Here is an 11166-nt window from a genome sequence, read left to right as displayed (position 1 = left end):
GAGGAGGCCGGGGTACGGGTGGGCCCGGTGGCCTACCAGGGATCCCAGCCCTGGCCGTTCCCGGCCGGTCTGATGGTGGCGTTCCGGGCCCGGGCACTCTCCGACGAGGTGGCCGTCGACGGCACCGAACTGCTCGACGCGCGCTGGTTCAGCCGGGCGGAGCTGCGCGCCCGGGTCGCCGACGGACACCCGTTGGGCCGGATCGACTCGATCGACCGGATGCTGCTGGCGTCCTGGCTGGCCGGAGAACCGGCCTGACCCGGCGGGCCGCGCCGGTGGCCGGCAAGGGCAAGCGCCGAGAACCGGGCCGGGGTGACGGCATGCCATCATGCATCGACGAACCCCTACCCACCGGGCCGCCCGCCCGGGCCGGTCGACCACCGGCGGTGGGCTGCGGACCGGTCACCGCCCCCCTCAGGAGCGTGACAGCTTGGCACACATCGACCTCGGCCTGGACGAGAAGCAGTTCCCCGGCATCATCGGTCTGATGCGGTACCGGCCGGAGACGGCCAAGCCACTGAACCAACTGGCAGAGGTCCTGCTGCGTACCCCGAACTCGCTGCCGCCCGGCGATCGGGAACTGATCGCGGCCTACGTCTCCGGTCTCAACGAGTGCGAGTTCTGCTGCGCCTCGCACTCGGCGTTCGCCGCCGTCCAGCTCGAGCCGGGCATGGCCCTGGTCGACCAGGTCCGGGCCGACGTCGACTCGGCCCCGGTCTCGGCCAAGCTGCGGGCCCTGCTGCACATCGCCGGAGCGGTCCAGAAGAGCGGTCGTAACGTCACCACCGAGATGGTCGAGGCGGCCCGGGCCGAGGGCGCCACGGACGTGGAGATCCACGACACGGTGCTGATCGCGGCGGCGTTCTGCATGTTCAACCGCTACGTCGACGGGCTCGGCTCGCTGCCCGCCCAGGACCCGCAGGACTACTTCCGGGCGGCCGAACGCATCGTCGAGTCGGGTTACACGGACTGATCCCGGCGCCCCGGACCGGTCCGGGTGGTGCGGCGCGGTCCGAACCAGGACCGCACGGGCCGGTCCGGCACGCTGTCGAGCTGCTCGCACAGCTGGAGCGCTCCGTTCGTGCGAGCAGCTCGACAGTGTCCGCGCGACCACCCGTCGCCGGCGCCCGACACGACACCGGCAGCGGCCCTCCGCGCGGTACCCCTGTCGCACCCCTGACCCGGCTGCACCCCGACCGCGGCACGCGGGGCCGGCGCCCGCCGGTCGATACGATTCGGTCGTTGCCGCACCGGCGACGGGGACGACCAGAGGGAGGCGGCGTGCGGCTGCTGGCCGGGATGACACAGCTCGCGTCGGACAGGCCGGACGCGGTGACCGTGGCCGACGCGACGATCTCCGCCGAACGGCTGTGGGGCTGCGCGCGGGCGGTCGCCGACGAGGTGGCCGGCGCGCCGGTCGTCGCGGTACACGCCACCGCCACCGTGGAGACCGTCGTCGGCATGGTCGGCGCCCTGCTGGCCGGCGCGGCAGTGGTGCCGGTACCCCCGGACTCCGGCCCGGCCGAACGACGGCACCTGCTGACCGACTCCGGCGCCGCCCTGCTGCTCACCACCGGGCCCGGTGCCGGCACGACGCCGGCCGGGGCGGACACCGGCACCGCCGACGGTGGACCCGCCCTGCCCCGGGTGCCGGTCGACCTGACCCGGGTCTCGTCCACCGACCGACCGGCCCCCGCACCGACCGACACCGCGCTGGTCATGTACACCAGCGGCACGACCGGCGCCCCGAAGGGCGTGCTGCTGTCCCACCGCGCCGTCGAGGCCGGCATCGACGCGCTGGTCGACGCCTGGGCGTGGAGCCCGGACGACATCCTGGTACACGGGCTGCCCCTGTTCCACGTGCACGGGCTGGTCCTCGGCGTGTTCGGGGCCCTACGGACCGGCTGCCGGCTGCGGCACACCGGACGACCGCTGCCCGAGCGGTACGCCGCCGCCGGTGGCACCCTCTACTTCGGCGTACCGACGGTCTGGTCGCGGATCTGCGCCCAGCCCGGGACGGCCCGGGCCCTGGCCGACGCCCGGCTGCTGGTCTCCGGCAGCGCGGCCCTGCCGGTACCGGTCTTCGACCGGCTGCACGCGCTGACCGGGCACCGGCCGGTCGAGCGGTACGGCATGACCGAGACCCTGATCACGGTGAGCAGCCGGGCGGACGGACCGCGCCGGGCGGGGTACGTCGGTTTCCCGCTCGACGGGGTGTCGACCCGGGTGGTCGACGAGGCCGGCCGGGACGTCCCCACCGACGGGGAGTCCGTCGGTGAACTGCGGGTACGCGGCCCGATGCTCTTCGACGGGTACCTCAACCGGCCGGAGGCCACGGCCGCCCAGCTCGACGCCGACGGGTGGTTCCGGACCGGGGACATCGCCTCGGTGGATCCGGCCGGCTGGCACCGGATCGTGGGCCGGGCGTCCACCGACCTGATCAAGAGCGGCGGGTACCGGATCGGGGCCGGTGAGGTGGAGGACGCCCTGCTGGCCCACCCCGGGGTACGCGAGGCCGCAGTGGTCGGCCGACCGCACGCCGACCTGGGCGAGCAGGTCACCGCGTACGTGGTCGCCGACGGGGTCGGCGAGGCGGAACTGGTCGACTTCGTGGCCGGGCACCTGTCGGTGCACAAGCGCCCCCGGCAGGTGCGGTTCGTCGACGCGCTGCCCCGCAACGCGATGGGCAAGGTGCAGAAGAAGCTCCTCGCCGACGACTGAGACGGCCCCGGCGGGGCTCCACGACCACCCGGTACCGGGCACTTTCGGCTGGTGACGGGCCACGCGACCGGCTGGTGACGCCGCCCCGGAACGGCTGGTAGCTTGCCCCGGTGAATCTGCGGCGGGCTCAGGTTACGGCCATCTTCCGGCTACTGACGGTGATCTGTGTCCTGGCCGGAATCGTGCTCACCGCCGCCGGACCGGCCACCGTCACCGGGCTGCTGCCGTACTTCACCATCCAGAGCAACGTGGCGGTCGGGCTGGTCGCCGGGTACGCCGCCTGGTTGGCCTGGCACGACCGGCCGGCGCTGTCGCCGGTGTTCACCGGGGCGGTCACCCTCTACATCACCATCACCGGGGTGGTGTACCACCTGGTGCTGGCCAACCCGGCCAGCCCGTTCGCCATGCCCCAGCCGGACCGGGACCTCGTCGACGCGGCGGGCAACCAGTTCCTGCACACGGTGGTACCCCTGCTGGCCGTGCTGGACTGGCTGATCCTGCAACCCCGGGGCCGGCTGCGGCTGCGGTACGCCGGGTACTGGCTGGCGTTCCCGCTGGGGTACCTGGGGTTCGCCCTGCTCCGGGGGCTGGTCGTGGACCACTACCCGTACCCGTTCGTCGACGCCGGCCAGCTCGGCTACCTCGGGGTGGCGGTCAGCGCGGTGTTCTTCGCGGTGGCGTTCTGGCTGCTCGGGTTGGCCTTCGTCGGCCTCGACCGGGGGCTGGCCCGCCGCTGACCACCGCCACACACCCGGTACGACCACCGGGGGCGGATGAGCACGCCTACTCATCCGCCGACCACCCCTGCTCACGAAAGCTAGGCCCATGATCGAACCGACCCCGCCGAGCCGCCCCGCCACACCGGTCGGCATCACCGCTGTCGGCGTCAGCCTCCCCGAGCAGGTGGTGCGGACCGTCGACCTGCAACAGCGGGTCGCCGAGGCCAGCGGACTCGCCCTGCCGGCCGGACTGTTCTCCATGATGACCGGCGTGGAGCAGCGCCGGATGGCCGGCGACGACGAGTACGCCTCGACGCTCGCGGTACGGGCCGCCCGGCAGGCCCTCGACGCGGCCGGCGTCACCGCGCAGGACGTGGACCTGCTGCTGTTCGCCTCCGCCTCCCGGGACATGGTGGAACCGGCCACCGCGCACATCGTGCAGGCCGAACTGGGTGGCCGGGCACACGCCCTGGACGTCACCAACGCCTGCAACAGCTTCCTCAACGGCATCGACGTGGCCCGTTCGTTCATCCTGGCCGGCCGGGCCCGGCGGGCGCTGGTGGTCACCGGGGAGACGCCCACCCGGGCGATGCGCTGGCAGCTCACCGACCTCGCCCAGGCGCGGCGGGCCTTCGCCGGGTACACCTTCGGGGACGCCGGTGCCGCCGTCCTGGTGGAGCCGGTGACCGGCGGCGGGATCCTGGACGTCGACACGGAGACCTGCTCCGCGCACTGGACGGTGGGCGGGATCCCCGGCGGCGGGTCCCGGCACCCGCGCGGTGACGAGCACACCTACTTCACCGGCGACGGGCACGCGCTGCGCGGGGTGTTCGAGCAGATCGGCACCGACATCCTGGACCGGGTGCGGCGGCGGACCGGGCTGGACTGGGCCGACTACGCCCGGGTGCTGGTGCACCAGGTGACGATGCCGTACCTGGACCGCTTCGTCGAGGTGACCGGGGTCCCCAAGGACAAGTTGGAGATCACCGTCGGGGAGTTGGGCAACCTGGCCAGTGCCACGCTGGGCGTGCAGTTCGCCCGGGCGGAACGGGGACTGCGCCGGGGTGACCGGGTGCTCTTCATCGGCCTGGGCGGCGGGGTCAGCATCATGACCATGGTCTGGGAGAAGTCGTGACCGACCTGTGGGTGGTCGTGCCGGCCTACAACGAGGCGGCCCGGATCGGCGACACCCTGGACGCCCTGGCCCGGCAGACCGACCTGGACTACACGCTGCTGGTGGTGGACAACGGCTCGACCGACGGCACGTCGACGGTGGTGGCGTCGTTCGCCGCCCGCTCCCCGGTACCGACCTGGCTGATCCACGAGCCGCAGAAGGGGGTCGGGGCGGCGGTGGACACCGGTTTCCGGTACGCCATCGCGCACGGCGCCCGGCTGTTGGCGCGTACCGACGCGGACTGCCTGCCGCACCCGGGGTGGCTGGCCGCCGCCCGCACCGCCCTGGACCGGGGCGCCGGCATGGTGTGCGGGCAGGTGCGGGCCCGCCGCGACGAACACGGGCCGGTCGGGCGGGCGGTGTTCCGGCTGCTGGTGGCCATCGCCGCCGGCTTCGGCCGGGTCCGGCCGGCGCACCGGGGCCGGCAGTTCCGGGCGCCCTACCGGATGCACGCCGGCAACAACATGGCCATCACCGCCGAGCTGTACGAGCAGGTCGGTGGGATGCCCCGGCGGCCCTCGCCGACGGACCGGACCTTCCTGAACCGGGTCCGCCGGGCCACCGACTCGATCGTGCACAGCCGGGCGATGGTGGTGGAGAACTCGACCCGCCGGCTGCGGGCGTACGGGCTGCGCCGGACCGCGAACTGGTACCTGGACCGGGGCAGCGGTGCCCTCTCCCCCGACCCGCGTTGACCGGTAGGAGCCGCCACCCATGCTCGACGAACTCGCCGCCGCGCTGCGGCACCGACCGGACCGGCCGGCCGTGCTCGGCAGCACCCGGACCGGCCGTACCCGCATCCGGGCCACCCGGGGGGAACTGGCCGACCTGGCCGACGGGTACGCCGTCGCGCTGCACCGGCACGGCCTGGCCGCCGGGGACACCCTCGGCGTGGCGGTCCGGCCCGGTCCCCGGGCGCTGTCGGTGATGCTCGCCGCACACCGGCTCGGCCTGCGGGTGGCGGTACTGGACCCGGCCGCCGGCCCGGAGGTGCTCACCGCCCGGCTGGCCCTGGCCCGGCCCGGACTGATCGTGGCGGACGCCGCCGCCCAGGCGGTCGCCGGTTGGGCCCGGCCACTGGCCCGGCGCGCCCACCTCGCCCTGCCGACGCTGGCCGGGCTCGGTCCGGTCCGGACCGTGGGGCGGCGCCTGCCGGGCAACGCCCCGGCCCTGCCCCCCGGGGTCGGGCAGCTGCCCCGCCCGCACGATTCCGACGGGGACGCGGTGATCGTCTTCACCTCGGGGACGACCAGTCGACCCCGGGCGGTGGTGCACCGCCGGGCCGGTCTGGCCGCCGGGATGCGGGCGGTCGCCGACCTGGTCGGGCCCCGGCCGGACGAGCCGGTGCTCGGTGGCACCTTCTTCGTGCTGGTACCCGCGCTGGCCAGCGGGGCACCGGTCGCCCTGCCGGCCCGGTCGCCCCGGGTACTGGCCCGGCAGCTGGCCCGGTTGCGTCCGCAGGCCAGTTACCTGACCCCGCCGCAGGTACGGGCGCTGCTGGCCGAGCAGCCCCGGTTGACCGGGCGGTTCTACAGCGGTTCCGCACCGGTCAGCGCGGACCTGCTGGGGCGGCTGCGGCGGGCCGGCGCCGACCAGGCGTGGGGGGTGTACGCGTTGACCGAGATCTTCCCGGCCGCCGCCGTGGAGGCGACCGAGAAGGCCGCCTTCGACGCCGACGGGGACCTGGTGGGCGCCCCGCTGCCCGGGGTCCGGGCCCGGGTCGACGCCGACGGTCAGGTGCTGCTCACCGGGGCGAACCGGGCGGACCGCTACCTCGGCGACGAGCCGATGACGTGGGCGGCCACCGGGGACGTCGGCCGGTTGGACGCCGGCCGGATCGTGCTCGCCGGACGGTGCAAGGACATGATCCTGCGGGCGGCGGAGAACATCTATCCCGGGTTGTACGAGCCGGCGCTGCACGTACCCGGGGTGAACCTGGCGGTGCTGGTCGGGGTACCGGCCGGCGACGGGGACGAACGGCTGGTGGCGGTGGTGGAGCCGGTGCCGGGCACGCCGGAGGGGCAGCTCCGCAAGGCGCTCGCCCCGGTCCTGGCCCGGATGGGTCCGGCCCGGCCGGACGCGCTGCTCTTCGCCACCGTGCCGACCGCCGGGCGGTCCCGCAAGCCGGACCGGGCCGCCACGGCGACGCTGGCCGCCACCCTGGCGGGAGCGACCGGCCGTGCCTGAGTCGGTGGGGCGGCGCCGGGACCGCCGGGTCTACCTGGGCAGCCATCCGGTGCTGTTCGCGCTGCTCGCGGCGACCCGGCGGTGGCCGGTCCGGCGGTGGGGCCGGACCGTGCTGGTGCACGGCACGCAGGCGTACCAGGACACGCTGACCCGGGTGCCGCTGGACCGGCGGGCCGGGACGACCACCGGCGGGACCGCCCAGCGGTTGGGTGGCAGCCGGCTGCTCTTCGACGAGGACGGCGCCGGGCACCGGGACAGCCGCCGCGCGCTGGTCGACACGCTGGGTTCGGCGGGGGTGGCCCGGCTCCGGCCGGTCTGGACGGCGGTGCTCGCCGAGCGACTGGCGCCGCTGGCTACCGGGGGCACGGTGGACCTGGTGCGGGTCGCCGCCGAACTGGCCGGGGCCACCACGGTCGCCCTGCTCGGCAGCACCGCCGACCCGGTCGGGTTGGCAGCGGCAGCCCGCCGGGTGGCCGCCACCGCCGCCGCCGAGCAGCTACCCGGGCTGCGCCGCCCCGGGCAGCGCCGGGCCGCCCGGGCCGCCGCGGGTGAGCTGACCGCGCTGCTCGGGGTACCGGCCGACGAGGTGGGACGGGCCGCGATGCTGGCGGTGGCGGCGGTGAACACCACGGTCGCGGCGATCCCCCGCTGTGTGGCCTGGTGCGCCGACGACCGGCTGTGGAACGCCGCCGACACCGACGACTCCCGGGAGGTACTGGTCAACGAGCTGCTCCGGGTGACCGCGCCGTCGCCGCTGCTACCCCGGGTGGCCGCCGCCGAGGGCAGCGCCGACGGTTGCCCGGTACGTGCCGGGGACCGGCTGCTGCTGGTCGCCCGGCACGCCGCGCAGGCGCACCGGCAGGGTCCGGACTGTGCCGCACCGGCCCCGCCGAAGGTGGCGCAGCTCGTCTTCGGGGCCGGCGGGCACGCCTGCCCGGGGGCCCGGCTGGCGCGGGTACAGCTCGCCGACACGCTCGCCGCGCTGGCGCCGTACCGGCCGGTGGTGGTCCGCTCCCGGGTGGACCGGCGGGCCGGGCTGCCCGGCTGGGCCGAGCTGACCGTGCGGGGTACCACGTGACCGGCGCCGCCGGCCGGGAACTCGCCGGGCTGCGGGTGGCGGTGACCGGGGCGAGCGGGTTCTGCGGTGCGGCGGTGACCCGGGCCGCCGCCGCAGCCGGGGCGGACGTGTGCTGCCTGGGCCGGCGGCCGGGGCCGGTGGGCCGGCACGTGCCGTGGGACGCGACCCGGGACATCCCGGACCTGACCGGTACCGACCTGGTGGTGCACCTGGCGGCGGCGGTGGGTGACCCGGTGCCCGGTCCGGCCACCGAGCGTGCCTACCGGGCGGTCAACGTGGCCGGTACCGCCCGACTGCTCGACGCCGCCGGGGACCGGCCGGTGGTCTGGGTGAGCAGCGCCAGCGTGTACCGCCCGCAGGTGCTGTCCCGCCCGGTCACCGAGGACGACCCGGTCGACGGCCAGCTCTCCGCGTACGGGCGGACCAAGGCGGCGGGGGAACGCCTGGCGTTGGCGGCCGGTGCGGTGGTGCTGCGGCCCCGGGCGGTGTACGGGCCGGGTGACCGGCATCTGCTGCCCCGGCTGCGGGACGCGGTCCGGGCCGGGGTGCTGCCGCTGCCCGGCCCGGACGTGCGGTTGAGCCTGACGGCGGTGGAGAACCTCGCCGACGCCTGCCTGGCCGCCCGGGACTGGCCGGCCGGGGCGTACAACATCGCGGACGCTGTCGCGTACTCCCGGGACGTGGTGCTGCGGGCGGCGCTGGCCGCCGCCGGACGGCCGGTGCGGATCGTGCACCTGCCGGTGGGGCTGGTGGACGCCGCCGCGCGGGTGGCCACCGGGTTGGCCCGGTCGACCGGGCGGTCACCCCGGCTGACCCGGTACGCGGTGGACCAGCTCGCCCGGCCGATGGTGCTGGACCTGGGCCGGGCGCGGGCCGTGGGGTACCGTCCGCGCCTCGGCTTCGACGACTACCTGGCCGGGCTGGGCCGGCAGGCTTGACCAGGGTGGGGCCGTGGTGCCCGGCGACCGTCGTGGTCCGTGGTGCCGGTGCGGGTCCCGGCGCACCGGCACCACGGGGGACCACTATTTCAGGTACGGACCGGCGGTGCCGATCCTCCCCGGGGCCGGATTTCCGGGCAGGCTGAGCACGTACACCCGCAGGTTGCCCTGGCCACTGACCGTGGCGGTCAGGGTGCCGTTGGTCACCGTCTTCGTGTCGCCGGTGACCGCGTCGACGTAGGTGCCGTCGGGGATGCCGGTGAAGGTGGCCCCGCCGGAGATGGTGACCAGGGCGAAACTGTCCACCGCACCGGCGGTGTACCGGCGCTTGAAGGCCATGTTCCCGGTGATGCCCGCGGTGGAGTACTGCCCCTTCTGCAGGGCGGGAATCGCCCGGCGGATCTGGTTGAGCCGCTGTACGTGCTTGACCAGCGGCTTGTCCAGGGTGGCCGCGACCGCACCGCTGGCGCTGGCGACCACGCCGAAGTCGCTCGCGGTCACCGTGCCGGCCAGGTGGTCGCCGTAGTAGGCGCGACCGGTGGTGGCCAGTGGGCAGGTGGGGCCGCAGTCGATCCGGGCGCCCTTGGCGAACTCGATCTCCGAGCCGTAGTAGAGCGTCGGGATGCCCCGGAACGTCCACATCAGGCTCATGTTCTCCGCCCAGGCGTCGGTACCCCCGGCGTACCGTTGCTGGGACTTGTTCGGCCCGTAGTCGTGGCTGTCGACGTAGACGACGTTGTACGTGGCGTCGTTGTAGCTGTCGTCGGAGTCCTTGCCGTTCCAGTAGGCGTTGTTGGCGTCCCCGAAGTTCATGTGCATCCGCATGTCGATGACGTTCATGCCGGAGAACTTCGAGTGGTCCGGGGTGTGGTAGTCGTTGCCCCGCAGGAAGGCGTTGTCGCTGGTGGGTTGCCCGTTCGGGCCGAGCAGCTGCTCGTAGTCGTACTGCTCGATGGCGGCGCGGACGTCGTCCGGGCTGTACTCCTTGCGCTCCTTCCAGGTGAAGAACTGGGCGGAGTGGTTGACCGAGCCACGGTTCCACTTGTCGTTGACGAACGCGGCGACCTCGCCGAAGACGTAGAAGTCCTTGCCCTTCTCACCGTGCCGGGCCACCGCGTGCTGCTGGATCGCCGGCAGGAAGCGACGGTTCCAGGTGACCCGGGGGATGTGCACGGCGGTGTCGATCCGGAAGCCGTCCACGCCCATGTCGATGTACCTGTTGTAGACGTCGATCAGGTACTGCTGCACGGTCGGGTTCTCGGTGTTGAAGTCGGCCAGGTCCTCGTGCAGCCAGCAGCTGCGGGAGTCCTCGCCCTCCCAGTTGCCGATCCAGCACTGGTGGTAGAGGTCGGCGGGGAAGTGCTTGGTGGTCGCGCCGGGCCACTGGCAGTTGTAGATGGTGTAGCCCTCCGGGCTGTACGCCCCGGACGGGGTGCCCCAGCGCAGGCACTGGTTGCCGGCGGGCGCGGTGCCGGACCAGAGGTCACCGTTGTACGGGCGGCCCTTGGCGAGCGCGTTCTGCGCGGGGGTCAGCTCCGGGTCGGTGCCGGTGTGCTCGACCATCGGGTCGTACTGGCGACCAGGCTCCTGCCTGCTGTAGTACCACTTCCACTGCTCGTCGCGGACGCCGTACACGGTGGGGGTGAACAGGCCCTTGGCACCCCAGCGGGAGCTGTGGTTGTAGACCACGTCCTGGAATATCTTGATGCCCTTGGCGTGCGCGGCGTTGATCAGGTCCTGGTAGCTGGCGCCGGGCGTCTCCAGGCGCGGGTCGATCCGGTGGAAGTCCCAGCCGTGGTAGCCGTGGAAGTCGTAGTCGGAGCGGTTCAGCACGACCGGGGTGATCCAGAGGGCGGAGAAGCCGAGGCCCTTGACGTAGTCGAGCTTGTCGATCAGACCCCGGAAGTCGCCCCGGAACATCGGGTCGTTGTTGGCCGCGTTGCCGCTCTTGACGTGCTGGCTGCCGCCCCGGTTGTTGGTCGGGTCGCCGTCGGCGAACCGGGCGGTCATCACGAAGTAGATGGTGTCCTCACGCGGGTCGCCGCCGAGTGGGGTACCGCCGGCCGGTGGCGGGGGTGCGTCGCCGGTGGTGGCGGAGACCGGGGCACTGGCCGCCGACCGGTTGCCGGCCGCGTCGAGCGCCCGGACCGTGTAGGTGTACGCGGTCCGCGCGGTCAGTCCACTGTCGAGCCGGCTGGTCGTGGTGCTGGTGGTGGTGACCGTGCCCTGCGGTCCGCCGGTACGGGTGATCTCGTAGCTGGTCACCGCCCGGTTGTCGGTCGACGCCGCCCAGGTGACGCTGATGGTGAGCGCGTTGACGGTGGCGGCCAGCCCGGTCGGTACGGTGGG

Annotated in this window: 9 protein-coding genes and 1 pseudogene; 9 read left to right on the top strand and 1 reads right to left on the bottom strand. The window is 74.2% G+C overall.

Going from position 1 to position 11166, the window contains the following annotated elements; genetic code table 11:
• The 9 genes and pseudogenes from GSF22_RS23795 to GSF22_RS23755 form a co-directional block, all read left to right on the top strand.
• A pseudogene (locus tag GSF22_RS23795) lies at positions 1-258 on the top strand (NAD(+) diphosphatase); the annotation flags it as partial.
• A 172-nt stretch (positions 259-430) separates the two neighbouring features.
• Positions 431-973, top strand: a complete 543-nt coding sequence (locus tag GSF22_RS23790) for a carboxymuconolactone decarboxylase family protein (protein ID WP_208815957.1) — start codon at positions 431-433, stop codon at positions 971-973.
• 308 nt (positions 974-1281) lie between these two features.
• Entirely contained in the window at positions 1282-2721 is a 1440-nt protein-coding gene (locus GSF22_RS23785) for an acyl-CoA synthetase (protein ID WP_208815956.1), read from the top strand.
• Between the two features lie 110 nt (positions 2722-2831).
• Positions 2832-3458: a Pr6Pr family membrane protein gene (locus tag GSF22_RS23780; RefSeq protein WP_208815955.1), complete on the top strand. Its 627-nt coding sequence runs from the start codon at positions 2832-2834 to the stop codon at positions 3456-3458.
• 88 nt (positions 3459-3546) lie between these two features.
• Positions 3547-4575, top strand: coding sequence for a 3-oxoacyl-ACP synthase III family protein (locus tag GSF22_RS23775; protein WP_208815954.1), 1029 nt, complete (start codon positions 3547-3549; stop codon positions 4573-4575).
• Complete coding sequence (locus GSF22_RS23770; protein ID WP_208815953.1) at positions 4572-5309, top strand: glycosyltransferase family 2 protein; 738 nt, start codon at positions 4572-4574, stop codon at positions 5307-5309. The genes GSF22_RS23775 and GSF22_RS23770 overlap by 4 nt, the downstream gene beginning before the upstream one ends.
• A 19-nt stretch (positions 5310-5328) precedes the next feature.
• The gene (locus GSF22_RS23765; protein ID WP_208815952.1) at positions 5329-6801 is read left to right on the top strand and encodes a class I adenylate-forming enzyme family protein; all 1473 of its coding nucleotides are present in this window, start codon (positions 5329-5331) and stop codon (positions 6799-6801) included.
• Positions 6794-7879, top strand: a complete 1086-nt coding sequence (locus GSF22_RS23760) for a cytochrome P450 (protein ID WP_307804257.1) — start codon at positions 6794-6796, stop codon at positions 7877-7879. The genes GSF22_RS23765 and GSF22_RS23760 overlap by 8 nt, the downstream gene beginning before the upstream one ends.
• Complete coding sequence (locus GSF22_RS23755) at positions 7876-8817, top strand: NAD-dependent epimerase/dehydratase family protein (RefSeq protein WP_307804255.1); 942 nt, start codon at positions 7876-7878, stop codon at positions 8815-8817. The genes GSF22_RS23760 and GSF22_RS23755 overlap by 4 nt, the downstream gene beginning before the upstream one ends.
• Before the next feature lie 84 nt (positions 8818-8901).
• Here GSF22_RS23755 and GSF22_RS23750 read toward each other — a convergent pair.
• Positions 8902-11166, bottom strand: a 2265-nt coding sequence (locus tag GSF22_RS23750; RefSeq protein WP_208815951.1) for an alpha-amylase family glycosyl hydrolase, incomplete at its 5' end; no start/stop codon positions are given.

Source organism: Micromonospora echinofusca (assembly GCF_017614955.1).
Lineage (GTDB): Bacteria > Actinomycetota > Actinomycetes > Mycobacteriales > Micromonosporaceae > Micromonospora > Micromonospora echinofusca_A.
Note: the sequence above shows the minus strand (reverse complement) of the source record. Positions and strands in the feature narration are given on the sequence as shown.

Bases quoted from the DNA above. Each gene is read 5' to 3' on its own strand.
- GSF22_RS23765 (WP_208815952.1), top strand. From the start codon at position 5,329: ATGCTCGACGAACTCGCCGCCGCGCTGCGGCACCGACCGGACCGGCCG.
- GSF22_RS23775 (WP_208815954.1), top strand. From the start codon at position 3,547: ATGATCGAACCGACCCCGCCGAGCCGCCCCGCCACACCGGTCGGCATC.